We start from the raw sequence: 16,662 nt of genomic DNA, 5'->3' as shown, positions 1-16,662 counted from the left end.
CTCTTTTAATATAAGAATTTTTGTTTGCTTTTTTAAGTAATTTTATTGATAATCAAGTGGAACGTCCCAGCAAAGAGGCGGTGTCTTTCCCCCGAAAGGGGGTGAGTGAGATGACGGAAGCTGACGCTATCGTATTGCTTGTCGCAGCAACTGGCTATATACTCGCAATAACCCAAAAGAAATAACCGCCGTCCCTGACAAGTCGTGCGGTTATCTTAAAAAATAATTCGTTATGCTTGGAAAGGCGCCGCCGGGGCGTTCTTTCTTTTCTTATTATAGCAACAATCTCCCCCATTGACAAGCGGAAAATACAACATTACTTTTTCCCGCTGATCAGTCCCACAGCGAGTTCGGCGTTGCGTGCGGCGAGGCTGCGCATCTGTGCGAGGAGGTCGGCGTTCGCCGCGGTAAATTCGCTGCGTGCCGCCCATTTGCGGCGGACTTCCTTGAGGACGCTCACGGTAGTGATGTCCTGCAGGTCGTTGACAGGCTTTTCCCCGATGGAGCGCAGGAAACGGTCAACCTTGGGATCGTAAGAGATGCCGATCATGGGGACGCCCATGACACCTGCAAAGATGAGGGCATGCAGGCGCACGCCGATCATGAGGTCCATGTTCGCGACGAGGGAGAGGAGCTCGGCCGTCGTATACTCGCCTGTGAGGACAGTGCAGTCCTCCTTGGTCCATGCAGCGACGGTCTCCGCCGTCCGCACGTCCTCGGGGTACTGCATGGGGAGAAAGACGACGCGCGCATCGAGCTCGCGGACGATGGCATCGCTGATCTCAGCGAGAATTTCCTTGTAGTGCTGCCAACCCTGCCAGTCGCGCACGGAGATGCCGACGACGGGACGTGCCCCGTCTGCCGCGCAGGCAGCTAGAATAGCACGCCCTGCCTCACGTCCGACGGGATGGATGCCGAGCACGGGGTCGGCGGTGCACTCCATCGGCGGGCGGCGGATGCCGAGGCGGCGCAGCTCCGCCATGGAGCCCTCATCACGCACGGTGATGAGGGAGACGCGGTTGCCGAGCCAGCGCATGCAGCGGCAGGCAAATTTCCCCGTGACGGGGCCGATCCCCTGTGCATAGAGCATGGTACGCTTGCCGAGGAGAAGGGCGAGCAGGATGACCGCCATGTAGTAGTAAAGGCTGCGGCGGCTCGTGACGTTCTGGAGGAGGCTGCCGCCGCCGCTGATGAGGAGGTCGGCATGGCGCACAGCGCGGAAGATTCCGCGCGCGTCAAGCGAGCCGACCGCATGGACGCCGTGGCGCCGCTCGGTGTCGGCAGGGTTGGCTGAGATGACTGTGATATGAAGTTCCGGGTCCAAATCTCCGAGCACCTCCAGCATCGCCGCGAGCATGGCCTCATCGCCCGCGTTCTTTGCACCGTAGTACCCGGATACAACGATCCGCTTCATCAGGTAAAGCGCCCTCCGTTCCGTTTTCCCATTCCTGCCATTTTCCCTATGATAAGGCACAGGCAATCCCCAAGCGAACTCTAGTGAAGTACACGACCGCTTGCGTAACGAGACGTTCTGCGAGGGGATTGCTTATCCTACTCCGCCTTCCTTACGCGCTCCAGCAGTCCATTCCACGCTGCGACGAGGGCAACGAGAACGGCACCGATCGCGCCGCCGAGGACGATGCCGCCGATGCCGCGCACGAGAGACATCTCAATCGGCGTCCGCATGTGGGCGAATGTCTCCACCATCGAGCCCTGGCCGATGGTCGCCGCAAGCACGAGCGCAAAGACGATCCACGTCCGCCACCGCTGTGCCGCCGCGTAGAGGGCGAGGAGGAAGGCAGGATGTCCGATCATGAACTCCTTGGTCCGCGGCCGCGCGTAGAAGATCTGCTCCAATGCGGCGCGCATTTTCAGCTCGATCCCGGGCACCGGCAGCCCCGAGGTGTGCCCGCTGCGCAGGACGAGGACAATCAGTGCCCCGATGAGGACAAGCCCCCCGAGGAGCGAGCCGACGCGCACGGGGGTCGCGAGGATCTCGCGCATCTGCCCGAGGACGCCCGCCGACGTGTCGAACTGCCCGTCAAAGATATCAAAACGCTGCATAAAAGCAATCGCCACGAGTACCATCGGCAGGACAAAGGTCAGCTTGATCCCGCGGAAGATGTCGAATTCGAGGAGATAGCGCGTATCGACGAGCGCTCCCGAGAGATAGCCCGCGCCGACGAGGGAGAGCGCGCTCGTGATGCCAAGGAGCACCCAGCCCGCGACAATGATCCGCCATGCGGGTGCCCCCTTGGCGAAACGCCGTCCACCGAGGAGATCAAGGAGTGCCGTAACGGCAAGTGCCGGAAAGAGGTTTGCGCTTGCCAGCGCCGCGAGAACGCGGATCTTGCTCCCTGCGCCGAGCAGGACGGGCATCATGCCGATGAGCGCGAGCACGACAAAGGCGAGGAGCACCACGCGGCGGCGGCGATTCAGTGCCGGAACAACAAGCGAAAGATAGAGCACGCCCGCGGCAGCGACGCCCATGATGACGAGCGCGCGCAGGAGGCGGGACGGCGCGTAATCCGCGAATGTCCCCGCCCGACCGATGGCAAAGCCGTGTGACTCGAGTGCCATACGCGTATCGGTGAAATACTTCATATTCGTCTCGATGAGAGACATATTGGGCGCAGGCGTATCGTAGATGCGCAGGAGATTGATGCGGATGTTGCGCTCCTCATCCGTCGTCACCCAACGCTCGACCGCCTCGGCGATCTTGAGCTTTTTCTGTTCATCGGGCGGGATGGCGTAAAGACGCACGACATGCTCCTCGCCCAGACCCTTCGCAATCTCATCCATTCCCTGCTGACGGTAGAACTGCAGCTGCGTGATGCCCTCGATCAGCCCGAGCGTCAAACGGCGTTCCTTCATCTCATCGATGGTCGTCTGCAGTGCCTTCGGCGCACCGAGGGTCTCCTGTCCCGAGAAAACGACGGCAGAAACGCGGATGCCCTCCATGCGGTCAAAGACCGCGTGCACATCGTCCGCCGTGCAGGCATGGTAGTTCGACGGACGCGCGAGCACATCAAAGCCCGCCGCGTTGACGGCGTGCATCTCGTCCGTCGGCATCCCGATATTCTGCTTCAAAAAAGCCTCGTAGAATGCCTTGACCGCAATGACTTCATCGCTGCCGACGGTGTAGACCGTGACGCGGTCTGCGCCGAAGCGGCGCAGGAGATCCTCCTTCAGCTCCGTATAGGTCTCGGGGTCATGCCCCACAACATAGACCTCCGTGCCGACGATCTTCCCTTCGGCAACGAGGGTGCGCCAGAGCGGATCCATAAGCATCCCGCTGTGGTAGCGTGCGAGGACGTCCGCCCCCGAAAGCACGGCCGCCTTGCCGTTCGCATTGAACTTCTTGAACGTCGTCTCATAGACGGCAAGCGAGGTGATGCCTGCCTCCTTTGCCTGGGCGAGCACCTCCTCGGCGGGCAGCCCCTCCCGCTGTGCGAGCTCCAAAAGCCCCTCGTAGTCGATGGCGAGCTCCGCCGTGCGCGAGTTCACCTCGACGGCGTGCCGCTGGAAGCCGATCACGACACTCGCGACAAAGCCGATGAGAATCGCCGCCAGCAGAATCGGATGATAGTAAAATTTCTTCATCTGAAATAAGTCCTTCGATATAATACAGCGTCCATGCCGCGCATTCTGTATCAAATGAGGGCGTCTGCCATACTGGTCACTTATGTATGTGGAGGGCAGCATCCGCTGTGAACCCTAGTGGAGCAAGCGAAGAATAAGGCACGTTCTGCCCCCTGCGGATTTCTATCGTTCAAGCGAAGCGCGTTAAGGAATCCGCAGGTATTTAGGCAGATAAGTGCCTGCCCGCTTGCGCAACGAGGCGTTCACAAGGCATGCTGCCAGCCCCCCTTACTTCCCAGCCGTCAGCACCACAACACCGTCCCGCGCCTCGACCGTCTCAAAGGCAAGGCCAAGCGGCAGGCTGTTGGCACGCGCGACGAGGATGTCGGGGAGGAGACTGTCGAGACTCAGTGCGTTCAGCCCCAGCCCCCGTGCGGAGATACGGCGTGCCTTATAGTAGAGATCCCCGTCCGCGACGGTGAATGTTCCGTCGATGGTCACATCAAACGTCTGCCCGAGGGCTTTTGTCTTTGCCGTCGCGAGCACCTTGCCTGGCTGCACAGTCACCTCGATGTCCTCGAACTTGCCCGAGGAGCTGCCGATCAGCTCACGGACGGCATCGCCGTCCACGACACCGCGCATCTGTACGCTCTCGGCAGAAGTAAGCGTCACCTTGTGCTCACGAAGGAGGGTCATCATATCGACCTGCAGCCCCGTACCGCTGACGGTCAGTTCACGCACGAACAGCTTGCCGACGCGTCCCTGCCGCAGAACACCGTCCACCGCGCCGATTTCGCCGAAAACGAGACGCGGGCTGTCACTGATTGAGATCTGCACATCCTCCGCCGCCGTCTGCTGCTGCAGGGCATCAACGATGCGCTCCTCCACAACTGACGGCAGGACGAATACCGCCCCCGCCGCAATCAGCGCAAGGATGAGAATGGCCGTGACTGCCTTCCACATGATGCTCCCTCCTTGTGTGAACTTCATACAACGCAAACCATACGCATGGCCTCGATGTGAACCTTAGTGGAGCAAGCGGGGAACGTACACGTTCTTCCCCTGACGAATTTCTTCATTCAAGCGAAGCGCGTTTAGAAATTCGTCGGTATTTAGAAAGATAAGTGTACGACCGCTTGCGAAACGAGGTGTTCACGAGAGGCATGCGGATGCGATTCCTTAAAACTCGTGATTCGCCTTGGCGTTGAGATACGCGCGGATAAATGGGTCGATCTCGCCGTCCATGACCGCCTGCACGTTGCCCGTCTCGGCGTTCGTGCGCACGTCCTTCACCATGGTATAGGGCTGGAATACGTAGGAGCGGATCTGGCTTCCCCACTCGATCTTCTGCTGGACGCCCTCGAGTTTCGCGATCTCCTCTTCCTTCTTCTCCTGCTCGAGCTCAAAGAGCTTCGCGCGGAGCATCTTCATGCACTGCTCCTTGTTCTGGAGCTGCGAGCGCTCGTTCTGACACTGCACAACGATGCCCGTCGGTTCATGCGTCATGCGCACAGCAGACGAGGTCTTGTTGATGTGCTGTCCGCCCGCGCCGCTCGCACGATAGTAGTCCACACGCACATCGTCCATATTGATCGGCACCTCGACCGCATCGTCGATCTCCGGCATGACATCACATGCGGAGAACGACGTGTGCCGCCGCGCCTGCGAGTCAAACGGCGAGATGCGCACAAGACGGTGTACGCCTTTCTCCGATTTCAAAAAGCCGTAGGCGTTGTGTCCCTTGATAAAGAGCGTCGCGGACTTCACGCCCGCCTCATCACCCGGCTGCAGGTCGGCGGTCTCCACGGCAAAGCCGTGCCGCTCGGCCCAGCGCCCGTACATGCGGAGAAGCATCTGCGTCCAGTCCTGTGCTTCCGTACCGCCCGCGCCCGCATGGAGCGTCAGGATGGCATTGTTTGCATCGTAGTCGCCCGAGAGCAGCACCTCAAGCTGCAGCGTCTCAAGCCCCTCCGTAATGAGGTCGAGCTCGGCGCGGATATCGTCCTCCATGGACGCATCGCCCTCCTCGATCCCCATCTCATAGAGCGTCTCGGCGTCCTCGTACTTCGCCATGAGCCCCTTATAGGTATCGACGCCGCCCTTGAGGTCCGCGAGCTCCTGATTCAGCTTCTGCGCCGCCGCCGCGTCGTCCCAGAAGGACGGCTCGCCCATCTTGTATTCGAGCTCGGCGATCTTCTCCTCCTTCGCGGGGATCTCAAGCGAGATGCGCATCTGATCCAGCTTTTCGCCCAGATCATTCAGTGTCGGTTTCAGATCTTCCAGCATTGTTTTTTCCTTAAAGTGTAAATCCCTATTTCCTGTTCAACGTGATATAACAACGGACCGTTCAAAGCGCCCCCACCGGCTCACTCCGTTCGCCACCTCCCCCGTACCGACGGGGGAGGCTTTCGTATTCGGTAGAATGCGGCAGGATGCTCATAAGCAAACCCTAGTGGAGCACGCGATCACTTGCGCAACGAGACGTTTGCGTTGAGCATCCGTCGCAAAGCCTAATCATCATTTATCCTTCCCGTGGCAGTTCTTATACTTCTTCCCGCTGCCGCAGGGACATGGGTCGTTCCGTCCGACCTTCCTGCCGTCCTCATTCTTCGCCGCCTTTGCCTCGGCGGGCACGGACTCCTCACCGTGCGAGGCGCGTGCGTTCATGAGGTGGTTTTCGAGCTTTGAGCGCTCGCGTGCGAGCAGCTGCTCCGCGCGCTGCTGCGCCGCCGCATCCACGACGGGTGCGGGCAGGGGCGCACTGCCTTCTGGCGCGCCGTCCGCCGTTCCCTCCTGTGCGGGTCCCTGCGGCGTGACGATGCTCACATGATACATGAGCGAGGCGATCTGATCCATGATCGCCGCCTCCATCTCCTCGAACATCGTGAGCGCCTCGATCTTGTACTCGACGAGCGGGTTGCGCTGGCCGTAGGCGCGCAGGTTGATGCCCTCGCGCAGCATGTCCATGTGATCGAGGTGATCCATCCACTTCTGATCGACGACACGGAGCATGACGACCTTCTCGAGCTCGCGCATATTCTCCTCGCCGAACATCAGCTCGCGGTTCCTGTAGCCCTCTTCGGCGACCTTCTCCAGTTCTTCCTGGATCTCGTCACGCGCGAGCTGCTCGAGCTCCGCCTTCTTGAGGCGTCCCTTCGGTGCATAGACCTTCTCCGCGTCCTCGATGAGGGCGTCGAGCTGCCACTCCTCGGGGTAGAGTTTCTCGTTCGCGTACTGGCTCATCTCGTCCTTGATGATGTGCTTCACCATCGCAAGGATATTCTCACGCAGATTCTCGCCCTTGAGGATCTTCCTGCGCTCGCCGTAGATGACCTCGCGCTGCTGATTCATGACGTCGTCGTACTCGAGGACGTGCTTGCGGATGTCGAAGTTGCGTGCCTCGACCTTCTTCTGCGCATGCTCCACCGAGCGCGTGATGATCGCGTGCTCGATCGGCTCGTCCTCGTCCATGCCGAGGCGGTCCATGATGCCCGCGATGCGGTCGGAGGCAAAGAGGCGCATGAGATCGTCCTCGAGCGAGAGGAAGAACTTCGACGCCCCAGGGTCGCCCTGACGGCCCGAGCGGCCGCGCAGCTGGTTGTCGATGCGCCGCGACTCATGCCGCTCCGTGCCGACGATATAGAGTCCGCCGAGCGCCTCGACCCCCTCGCCGAGTTTGATGTCCGTACCGCGTCCTGCCATGTTGGTCGCGATCGTGACCGCGCCCTTTTGTCCTGCATTGGCGACGATCTCGGCTTCTTTTTCATGGAACTTCGCGTTCAGCACGACGTGCGGGATGCCGTTCTTTTTGAGGACGTGCGACATCTCCTCGGACTGGACGATGGAAGTCGTGCCGATGAGGACGGGCTGCCCCGTCTCGTGGATCTCCTTGACCGCCTGTCCGACGGCGCGGTACTTGCCTGCCTTCGTCTTGTAGATGACGTCCGGCTCGTCGACGCGGCGGACGGGTTTGTTTGTCGGGATGACGATGACGGGCAGCTTGTAGATCTTGAGGAACTCGTTCTCCTCCGTCTTTGCCGTTCCCGTCATGCCCGCGAGTTTGTCGTACATGCGGAAGTAGTTCTGGAACGTGATGCTCGCGAGCGTCTGCGACTCGCGCTGGATCTTGACGCCCTCCTTCGCCTCGATCGCCTGATGGAGGCCGTCGGAGTAGCGGCGTCCCTCCATGAGGCGTCCCGTGAACTCATCAACGATGATGATCTCATCGCCCTTCACGACGTAGTCGCGGTCACGGTGCATCAGTGCCTTCGCGCGCAGTGCCGCCGTAAAGCAGTGCGAGAGCTCGATGTTCTCGGGCGCGTAGAGGTTCGAGATGCCGACGATCTTCTCGATCTTCGGCACGGCAGAGTCCATCGGTGCGACGGTCTTTGCCTTCTCGTCGACCGTGTAGTCCTCGCCTTCCTTCAGGTGGCGTACGGCATCCGCCATGATGCGGTAGTTGTCGGTGGACTTCGTGCCGGGGCCCGAGATGATGAGCGGCGTGCGCGCCTCATCAATGAGAATGGAGTCCACCTCATCGACGATCGCATAGTGCAGATCCCGCTGCACCATCTGGCTCTCGGAGAGCACCATGTTGTCGCGCAGATAATCAAAGCCGAATTCATTGTTCGTCCCGAACGTCACGTCGGAAGCGTACGCCGCCTTGCGCTCGGGGAAATCCATATTGTGTGCAATGAGGCCGACCGACAGCCCGAGATAGCGGTAGAGCTTGCCCATCCACTCGCTGTCGCGGCGGGCGAGATAGTCGTTGACCGTGACCATGTGGACGCCCTTGCCCGCGAGCGCGTTGAGGTAGACCGCCGTCGTCGCGACGAGCGTCTTGCCCTCGCCGGTACGCATCTCGGCGATGCGCCCCTCGTGGAGGCAGATGCCGCCGATCAGCTGGACGTCAAAATGCCGCATGCCGAGCACGCGGCGCGAGCCTTCGCGCACGACTGCGAACGCCTCTGGGAGGATCTCCTCCATCGTCGCCCCCTCTGCGAGCTGCTCACGGAACTTCCGCGTACAGCCCGTCAGCTTGTCATCCGTGAGGTTCACCATCGACGGCTCGAGCGCGTTGATCTGCTCCACGATGCCGCGGTAGCGCGCGATCTCCTTGTCGTTGTTGTCGCCGAGGAATCGCTTGAGAATCGAAGATATGCCGAACAAATATTTCACACTCCTGTGCTGCTGGTAATCATAAATCGATTGAAAGACAATATCCGTTTTATTATAGCACAAAGCCCCCGTCTTTGCATAATAAATGTTGCAAAACAGGGGCAGGGAATGTGATCTCTTATGCGGAAGGCGCAGAAAATGCAGCAGGAAATCTTGTTCTATTTGATGCGTCGACCAAGCATGCGCATAAGCGGCCGTTCCACAAGCCTGATGCGTATGTACTCCAACCCTGAACACACCGCAAAAACTGCCGCAGCGGAAAGAATCATATGCGGCACAGCAAATGGGGTGTCATAAAATCGATATCCCTGCATCACGTCATTCCACAGCCACATTGACACGAACGAATTATCATGGATGAGGTATATGCCGAATGTCGTTGCGGCAATCGTATTGATGCGCGGATGAAAGGCCATCCGAACATCTTTTGCCCACACAAACAATCCCATTGCGGTCATCAGGGCAAATACATTTTCTCCGCTTTTCGTACACGACAGCACATTGCTTTGGATCCGATAAAAAGGATCACTGAGCCCCATATAGTCAAAGAACAGGACGGAGGAAGCCAATACGATCAGGCCCAGCACACCGGCAATTTTCAGCTGTCTTGCCAGCCTCTCATTCCCATATTGACGGATATATGCACCGATCATATACATATCAGCAAACATAAAGGTCGAATTCCCATAGCCGCCCCTTGTCCCTCCAAGCACGGTCGGAACAACATAGAAATACATGGTCAGAACCAGTATGACACAGCCCAGGGTCCTCCGACTGACACGAAAAATAAACCGATTCAGCAGGGGGAATATGATGTACAGGATGAAGTACGATCTGGCAAACCAATTCAGCGGTGTAAGGGGGAAAAGCGACTCCAAGATGCGGTCCGGAGCGAGCTGATCCACACCAAACATAAAAATCGCAAAAGCAAGAATAACAAGGCTCCAAAAATAGGTGCACGAAAAGAATTTACATAATTTCAGCCATCGGAACTCCTGCGTGATTAAAAAATATCCGGTGATGACAACAAAGACATCCACGCCGATTTTCGAACCGGAGCTCAAGAGCTGCATCACGACATGGCTGGCCGTAACATCCATTTCCTTTGAGAATGCTCCATATAGATAGTAATGAAATAAAATAATCATCACCATACATACGATTCGAAGCATTTCAATGTTGCTGATTCTTGCCGTGGAGGATAAATGCGCATGTTCATATTGTATCTTCTCCCATTCGCTGCTGTAACCGGATCTCATTTTATCATAATTTCTGCATCTGGGAAAGCAGCATCGGTCTCTCCTAAAAAACACCTGTGCTGCTCATACGACGGAGAGCCCCTATTCGTTTTGTTCTGACACAAAGCCCCTGCCTTTGCTGAATCCCTGTTGACATGCCGCAGACAAACGGCTATAGTACGAGTTTAGGCATAATGACCGATGAATCATGACGTGACGTCTTCACAGGATGATATCAAAGGCGCGCGTATATTCTGCGCAAATCAAACGGACAAGAAAGGAGGTCGATGATTCCGCGTGGCTGAAACCAAAAAACATCTGGGACTCTTGTGCGTGCTGTGCGCGATTTTCTTTCTCGGAAGCAGCGGACTTGTGATCACGGATCAGGTGGAGTCAAACTATGCGCTGACCGCGAAAGAGATGCTTGCCTCCGGTGATTACTTCTCACCGCGTATCTACGGCAATTATTGGTACGACAAGCCGGTGTTCTTCTATTGGGAGCTGATCGCTGCCTTTTCCCTCTTCGGCACATCGGATTTTGCGGCGCGCTTCTTTCCGGGACTCTTCGCGAGCATCGGCGTCCTGCTCACCTATGCCTTTGGGCGGCAGATCTACAGCGCGCGGACCGGCTTCTTCGCCGCGGCCATTCTTGCGACCTCCTTTGCCTATTGGCTGGTCGGAAGGAGCGTGATTACCGACGCGACGCTGTTTGTCTTCCTGAACGGTGCCCTCGTCTTCTTCTATCTCGGCTATACGCGGAACCGCAGGTTCTACTACCTTGCCTACGTTTCCGCCGGACTCGCCGTGCTGACAAAGGGCCCCGTCGGCATCGTCCTGCCGGGTCTCGTCATTCTTGCCTTCCTCCTCATGCGCCGCGACCTCGGCGAGCTCCTGCAGATGAAACCGCTCGGGATTCTCCTCTTTGTCCTCGTGAGCGGCATCTGGTATGCAGGAATGTATGCGCTGCACGGCATGGATTTCATTGTGAGCTTCTTCGGTGTGCACAACCTTCTGCGTGCAGCAGTCGCGGAACACCCCGCTTGGGATGTCTGGTACTTCTACCCTGCCATCTTCCTCATCGGCTTCTTTCCATGGAGTTTTGCCCTCGTGATTCCGCTCGCCCAAAGGCTGCGCAGGGGGCTCGGTACGCTCGCCCCGCATACTCTCTTCCTGCTGATCTGGGCGCTCACAGTCAACGTATTCTTCCAGCTGATGGCGACGAAGTACGCGACGTATACGCTGCCGGCACTCATGCCCATTGCTCTCCTCACGGCGCGTCTTCTCCTATCGCATATGCGGCTGCTGCACAGGACGCTCTCTCTTGCCATCGTACTCTGCGGACTGCTCACGATGCTGCTGCACCTGCCGATCGACGCCGCGGACGGCAGGATCGCATACGCGCTTGAGGTGCCGGGTCAGACAGGCTACCACACGATCGACCTGTTCTCGGGGAAATGGCAGGCGGACGTGCTGAAACAATATGTGAGGCGCGACGACCTCATCGTCTCCTACGGGGAATACCAAACATCCGTCGTATACTATACGGGACACATGGTCTACGATCTCATCCCCGCCTCCCTGTACGCAAAACGAACGGGCACGGACATCAACTGGCAGCGCAAGTACGTCATGCCCGTTCTCACGTTCGAGCAGCTGCCACACGATCGGGACATCTATCTGCTCTGGGACACGCGGCACGACAAAGAGCTCGGCGAGCACCTGAACCTCAATGAGTGGCAGGTGCTCGCCGAGCAAAAACACGTACGCATCTATCGGCGGGCAAAGGATACGTCCGCCGCACATTCCGGAAATCGACAGCACAATGCCGCCGGATCATGCCGCATTCCCCAAATCATCTAAACCAGGGGATACGGCATGATCCGGCGTTTTTTATTCCCCGCCGCCCAGCAGTTTCTTCGTCAAGCCGCGCAGGTAGTGCATGACGAGGCGAGTGTCATCGAATACCTGCCGCCCCTTTTTCGTGACGAGCCCGCTGTTGATAAAGATGGGGTCGATCAGAGGGATCTGGACGAAGCCGTCCGTCGGGAGGACGGATGGGCGTGCGAGGAAGGTCGATCCGATGCCCGCGTGCACGAGGTTTTTGACGGTGTGGAGGTAGGGCGAGTAGTGGATGATGTTCGGCTTTTCTCCGGCGCGTCCATAAGCATCCTGCACGAGGCGGTCAACGAAGAACTTGCTGTCGAGCATGATGAGCGGTTCATCCTTCAGATCGGAAATGCTGAGGGTATGCCGTTGTGCGAAAGGATGGTCGGGACGTGTGACAAAGGTACACTCACAGTCAAAGAGTTTTGCGTAGGAGAGCCGTGCGCTGAAGTCCGCCGTATAGTTCGTCAGGGCGAAGTCGAGTTTCTCCTCCTCGACCATCTGCAGGGCGCTCACGCCGCCCGTCTCGATGATCTCGAGCTCGATCTCTGGATGCTCCGCGCGGAACTCACCGAAGATGTGCGGGAGAAAGACGACGCCGAGCTGCAGCGGCATGGCGATGCGCACCTTCGCATGGCGATGCGCCATGTCGCGGATCTCATCGTCGAGGCGCGCGACCTCCGTGAGAATGTAGGAAACCTTGCTGAGGAGTTTTGCCCCGTCTGCCGTCACGGTGATCTTGCGCCCCTCGCGGTGAAAGAGGTTCAGCCCCGTCTCCGCCTCGAGTGCCTGCATGGCGACAGTGACGGTCGGCTGGGAGACATGCAGATGCTCTGCCGCCTTCGTGATGTTCTGCCATTGACACACCTCGTAGAAATATCGCATCTGAACCAGCGTCATGGGATCATCTCCTTCCGCGCCTCTGCGGCGACAGAACGTAGTGTATTCCTATATCATCATTAGTCTACTATATAAAGAACCGGGACAATATTTCAAATATCACATTTGTCCAATAGATTTTTTTAATAAAGTTACACTATTATTTTATCAGAAAGAAATATTTTCCACAAGTCCCAAAAAATGATATGCTCGGTTCGAAATAAAGATCACCATCAACGGTCATAGGAAGGGGTTTTACGATGAAGGTATATTGTGCAGATGCAGTGGAGCGTTTTGTCGAGGATATGCTCAAGGCGAACGAGGACAATCTGAAGGCGTATGAGACGAAGCCGGGCGTGTATGCCAACGTCGACCCGGACACGCATCATGATACGGTCGAGATTCCCGACGTACATCTGACGAAGTAAGACGTTTGATAAAAAGCGAGCGGACGATCCGCTCGCTTTTTTGTTCGTAAAAATTATGTCAGTAAAAATCATGCAAACATCATCCATGGAGGTGGGTGCTCCTGCCGTATCCTAGCAAATGCGCGGCACCAGTTCCCCAAGCGGCAAATCCACGACGCGGATGCCGCCGAGCGCGGTCCTGAGCCCCACCGTGCCGGGCGCATCCGCCGTCGTGTGTCCGATCACGCACGCCTCGCGTCCGTAGGGGTTCTCGTGCATCACATCGAGGACACGCGCCGTGACGTCGGGACGGACGAAGGCGAGGAGTTTGCCCTCGTTCGCGAGCGTCAGCGGGTCGAACCCGAGCATCTCGCAGACGCCCTGCACGGCGGGACGCACGGGGATCTGCTCCTCATCGAGCAGGACGCCGACGCCCGCTGCGCCCGCCAGCTCGTTCAGCGACGCCGCCGCACCGCCGCGCGTCGGATCGCGCAGAACGGCGATGCCGTCGCCCGCCGCCACGATCATTTCCGCCGTCAGGTGACAGAGCGGCGCACAGTCGCTCTGTATCTCGGGCGGCAGGGTGAGCCCGTGCCGCGCCGCCATCACGGTCGCCGCATGGTCGCCGAGCGTGCCCGAGACGATGATGTCCATGCCCGCCGTGATGTTCGTCGGCGCGATATCCGCCCCCGCGAGCATCGTCCCGACACCTGCCGTATTGATGTAGATGCCATCGCCGCAGCCACGCGGCACGACCTTCGTATCGCCCGTCACGATGGAGACACCCGCCTCCTCTGCTGCCGCCGCAATGTCCGCGACGATGCGGCGCAGCGCGGCGATGGGAAAGCCCTCCTCAAGGATGACGGCGAGCGAGAGATATGCGGGCGCCGCCCCCGTCATGGAGAGATCGTTGACCGTCCCGCAGACGGCGAGCCGCCCGATGCTCCCTCCGGGGAAGAAATGCGGCTGTACAACATAGGAGTCCGTCGTAAACGCCGTGCGGCCCGTGAGCGGCAGTACCGCACCGTCGTGCAGAACGTTCAGCAGCGTGTTGCCGAGCGCGGGCAGAACGACCTCCTCCATGAGCGCATGGGAGAGCTGTCCGCCCGCCCCATGTGCCATGGTAATCACATCATGCTCCATAGTGGAACCTCCCTCCGCCGTACTTGTACCACGCGGCGCACGTCCCCTCGACAGACACCATGCAGGGGCCGACAGCGTGCTCCGGCACACATGCTTTGCCAAAGAGCGCACATTCCTTCGGCAGGATCGCCCCGCGCAGCACCTCACCGCAGCGGCAGCCGCGCCGTCCCTCGATACGCGTCTCGATCGTGAGCGGGCGCACAGCGGCAAAGTCATAGGCACAGTACGCCTCGCGCATGGCAAGGCCCGAGGCAGTGATCATGCCGAGTCCGCGCCATGCCGTCTCCGCCGGCTCATAGACGCGCTCCATCGCCGCGCGCGCTGCCGGATTCCCCGCAGGCTGCACGACGGACGGGTAGGCGTTCTCGATGCGTGCCGCGCCGTCTGCGATCTGGCGGACAAGCATCTGCAGGGCGGTGAGAATCTCCAGCGGCGCAAAGCCACCGACCACACCGGGCACATGGTAGTCCTCCGCGAGGAAGGAAAATGCCTCCGTCCCCGTCACAACGGCGACGTGCCCCGGCAGGAGAAAGCCGTCCACGTGCGTCTCACCGCCGTCGAGCAGGGCGCGCATGACGGGCGGCACAAGTTTCTGCGCCGAGAGCAGGAAGAAGTTCCTGCGCCCCTGCTGCTCTGCCGCGAGCACTGCCGCCGCCTCGGTCGGCGCGGTCGTCTCAAAGCCGACGGCGAGGAAGATCACCTTTTTCTCCGGATGCTCTGCCGCAATGGGGAGCGCGTCAAGCGGCGAGTAGACGATGCGCACGTCCGCCCCCGCCGCCTGCGCCTCGGTGAGACTTGAGCGCGTTCCGGGGACTTTCAGCATATCGCCGAACGTCGTGATGATGACATCCTCCATCCCTGCATACGCAATCGCCGCGTCGATGTAGCTGTCGGGGGTCACGCAGACGGGACAGCCCGGCCCTGAGACCAGCTCGACCTCGGGCGGAAGGATCTGGCGCAGCCCCGCGCGAAAGATCGCGACGGTATGCGTCCCGCAGACCTCCATGATGCGGATATGCCGCCCCGCGAGCAGACAACGCATCTCATCGAGGATCGCCCGACTCTCAGCCTGCATCTTCTGTGCGCGGGTCATGCCATGTGCTCCATGCACGGCGTATCGATGTGCGTCACCGTGCGCGGCGCACCGTTCATCTCCGCGCGCAGTGCCTCAATGCGCTCCATCTCCGCGGGATCGACGATCTGCATCGCAAAGCCCGCATGGACGAGCACGAAGTCTCCTACCTTCGCCTCGGGCAGGAGCATGAGGCTTGCCGCACGGCGTACCCCCTGCACCTCCACCGAGGCAAGCTGATCCTCTATTTCAACGACTTTCGCCGGAACTGCTAAACACATGTTGTTTCCTTCCCTATATGATGAAAATTTTATCTACAAGGACATCGCATCTAAAGCGTCCAAGGTGCCCCCTCCGTCACGCTGCGCGTGCCACCTCCCCCGCTGTGGCAGGGGAGGCTTTCGGTTTACGGCATGCAGCTTCCCCCGTCCAAGACGGGGGAAGTGCCGAGCAGCGTGAGGCGATAGGGGCGCTCGTTGCTCATACACATTTCTCACGATAGAACACCGATAGCGTCCAAGGCGCCCCTCCGTCACGCTAGCGCGTGCCACCTCCCCCGCTGCGGCAGGGGAGGCTTTTGGTTTACGGCATGCAGCTTCCCCCGTCCGAGGCGGGGAGGCTTTGGTCTGCCGCAGATCGCCGCTATGCGTGCTGCGAATGAGCCATCCGCGCGAGCGCCACAGCCGCCTGCCCGTAGGCAATGCCGCCGTCGTTCGGCGGAACGCGGTGCGGCAGGAGCACATGATAGCCGCCGATGCGCGGCAGAAGCTCCTCCAGGAGAAGCGCGTTCTGGAACACGCCGCCCGCGAGGGCGACCGTGCGCAGCCCCGTCCGCACCGAAAGGATGCCAAGCACCTCGGCGACCGCCGCCGCCATCGTCACGTGAAAGTCCAGCGCGCGTCCCGCACGCTCCTCCACGGTCAGCGCCTCCGCCCCATCCGCGAGCGCATAGAGCGCCGGCAGAACGTCCACGGTCAGCCGTGCCCCCTCCGCCACGGTGTACGGCAGGACGCGTCCTGCCCGCCGCGCCGTGCGCGCGAGACGCTCCAGCTCGATCGGTGCCTGCCCCTCGTAGGCATTCCGATACGCGACGCCGAGCAGCGCCGCCGCCGCATCGAAGAGCCGCCCCGCACTCGACGTGAGCGGCGCGGACAGCCCCGCCGCCGTTGCCTGCATCAGGAGCTCCCAGCCCGTCGGCAGCTGCGCCGCAAACTGCGGAAACTGCGCCGCAAAGCCCGCGCCGTCGCGCCGATAGAGCATCCAAAGGGCGAGCCGCCAC

At 59.7% G+C, this 16,662-nt stretch carries 13 protein-coding genes; 2 read left to right on the top strand and 11 right to left on the bottom strand.

All coding sequences use genetic code 11. From position 1 onward, the window contains the following. Positions 1-316: 316 nt before the first annotated feature. The 6 genes from csaB to HMPREF0908_RS07345 form a co-directional block, all read right to left on the bottom strand. Complete coding sequence (gene csaB, locus HMPREF0908_RS07370) at positions 317-1,414, bottom strand: polysaccharide pyruvyl transferase CsaB (RefSeq protein WP_006690854.1); 1,098 nt, start codon at positions 1,412-1,414, stop codon at positions 317-319. 137 nt (positions 1,415-1,551) lie between these two features. Further along, positions 1,552-3,603 carry a DUF5693 family protein gene (locus tag HMPREF0908_RS07365; RefSeq protein WP_006690853.1) on the bottom strand — a complete coding sequence of 684 codons (2,052 nt, stop codon included), beginning with the start codon at positions 3,601-3,603 and terminating at the stop codon, positions 1,552-1,554. Between the two features lie 267 nt (positions 3,604-3,870). Then, a complete protein-coding gene (locus HMPREF0908_RS07360) occupies positions 3,871-4,545 on the bottom strand; it encodes a DUF2993 domain-containing protein (RefSeq protein ID WP_040572589.1) in 675 nt (224 codons plus the stop codon). A 216-nt stretch (positions 4,546-4,761) separates the two neighbouring features. Further along, a complete protein-coding gene (gene prfB, locus HMPREF0908_RS07355) occupies positions 4,762-5,868 on the bottom strand; it encodes a peptide chain release factor 2 (RefSeq protein ID WP_006690851.1) in 1,107 nt (368 codons plus the stop codon). Between the two features lie 231 nt (positions 5,869-6,099). Continuing rightward, positions 6,100-8,751 (bottom strand): preprotein translocase subunit SecA, encoded by a 2,652-nt coding sequence (gene secA / locus HMPREF0908_RS07350; RefSeq protein WP_040572588.1) that lies wholly within the window; start codon positions 8,749-8,751, stop codon positions 6,100-6,102. 167 nt (positions 8,752-8,918) lie between these two features. After that, entirely contained in the window at positions 8,919-9,932 is a 1,014-nt protein-coding gene (locus HMPREF0908_RS07345) for an acyltransferase family protein (RefSeq protein ID WP_281042017.1), read from the bottom strand. Between the two features lie 363 nt (positions 9,933-10,295). Here HMPREF0908_RS07345 and HMPREF0908_RS07340 point away from each other — a divergent pair, with 363 nt between their 5' ends. Continuing rightward, entirely contained in the window at positions 10,296-11,858 is a 1,563-nt protein-coding gene (locus HMPREF0908_RS07340; RefSeq protein WP_006690848.1) for an ArnT family glycosyltransferase, read from the top strand. Between the two features lie 30 nt (positions 11,859-11,888). On the opposite strand, the gene HMPREF0908_RS07335 is transcribed toward HMPREF0908_RS07340, so the two are convergent. Continuing rightward, positions 11,889-12,782, bottom strand: coding sequence for a LysR family transcriptional regulator (locus HMPREF0908_RS07335; protein ID WP_006690847.1), 894 nt, complete (start codon positions 12,780-12,782; stop codon positions 11,889-11,891). Between the two features lie 239 nt (positions 12,783-13,021). Between HMPREF0908_RS07335 and HMPREF0908_RS11045 the strand changes: the two genes are divergently transcribed. Then, positions 13,022-13,189: a hypothetical protein gene (locus tag HMPREF0908_RS11045; protein WP_006690846.1), complete on the top strand. Its 168-nt coding sequence runs from the start codon at positions 13,022-13,024 to the stop codon at positions 13,187-13,189. A 111-nt stretch (positions 13,190-13,300) separates the two neighbouring features. On the opposite strand, the gene hypE is transcribed toward HMPREF0908_RS11045, so the two are convergent. From hypE to HMPREF0908_RS07310, 4 genes are all read right to left on the bottom strand, one after another. After that, positions 13,301-14,311 carry a hydrogenase expression/formation protein HypE gene (gene hypE, locus HMPREF0908_RS07325; RefSeq protein WP_006690845.1) on the bottom strand — a complete coding sequence of 337 codons (1,011 nt, stop codon included), beginning with the start codon at positions 14,309-14,311 and terminating at the stop codon, positions 13,301-13,303. Next, a complete protein-coding gene (gene hypD / locus HMPREF0908_RS07320; protein ID WP_006690844.1) occupies positions 14,301-15,404 on the bottom strand; it encodes a hydrogenase formation protein HypD in 1,104 nt (367 codons plus the stop codon). The genes hypE and hypD overlap by 11 nt, the downstream gene beginning before the upstream one ends. Further along, on the bottom strand, positions 15,401-15,664 hold the full coding sequence (locus tag HMPREF0908_RS07315; protein WP_006690843.1) for a HypC/HybG/HupF family hydrogenase formation chaperone: 264 nt from the start codon (positions 15,662-15,664) through the stop codon (positions 15,401-15,403). Before HMPREF0908_RS07315 ends, hypD begins: the two co-directional genes overlap by 4 nt. Before the next feature lie 361 nt (positions 15,665-16,025). Then, the coding region (locus tag HMPREF0908_RS07310; RefSeq protein ID WP_006690842.1) for a Kae1-like domain-containing protein at positions 16,026-16,662 on the bottom strand (637 nt) is incomplete at its 5' end.

Source organism: Centipeda flueggei ATCC 43531, assembly GCF_000160695.1.
Lineage (GTDB): Bacteria > Bacillota > Negativicutes > Selenomonadales > Selenomonadaceae > Centipeda > Centipeda flueggei.
This window is presented reverse-complemented; position numbering and strand designations above follow the sequence as displayed.

Excerpts from the sequence above, each read along its gene's own strand:
- csaB (WP_006690854.1), bottom strand. The coding sequence starts at position 1,414 with ATGAAGCGGATCGTTGTATCCGGGTACTACGGTGCAAAGAACGCGGGC.
- HMPREF0908_RS07365 (WP_006690853.1), bottom strand. The coding sequence starts at position 3,603 with ATGAAGAAATTTTACTATCATCCGATTCTGCTGGCGGCGATTCTCATC.
- HMPREF0908_RS07360 (WP_040572589.1), bottom strand. The coding sequence starts at position 4,545 with ATGTGGAAGGCAGTCACGGCCATTCTCATCCTTGCGCTGATTGCGGCG.
- prfB (WP_006690851.1), bottom strand. The coding sequence starts at position 5,868 with ATGCTGGAAGATCTGAAACCGACACTGAATGATCTGGGCGAAAAGCTG.
- HMPREF0908_RS07345 (WP_281042017.1), bottom strand. The coding sequence starts at position 9,932 with ATGCTTCGAATCGTATGTATGGTGATGATTATTTTATTTCATTACTAT.
- HMPREF0908_RS07335 (WP_006690847.1), bottom strand. The coding sequence starts at position 12,782 with ATGACGCTGGTTCAGATGCGATATTTCTACGAGGTGTGTCAATGGCAG.
- HMPREF0908_RS11045 (WP_006690846.1), top strand. The coding sequence starts at position 13,022 with ATGAAGGTATATTGTGCAGATGCAGTGGAGCGTTTTGTCGAGGATATG.
- hypE (WP_006690845.1), bottom strand. The coding sequence starts at position 14,311 with ATGGAGCATGATGTGATTACCATGGCACATGGGGCGGGCGGACAGCTC.
- hypD (WP_006690844.1), bottom strand. The coding sequence starts at position 15,404 with ATGACCCGCGCACAGAAGATGCAGGCTGAGAGTCGGGCGATCCTCGAT.
- HMPREF0908_RS07315 (WP_006690843.1), bottom strand. The coding sequence starts at position 15,664 with ATGTGTTTAGCAGTTCCGGCGAAAGTCGTTGAAATAGAGGATCAGCTT.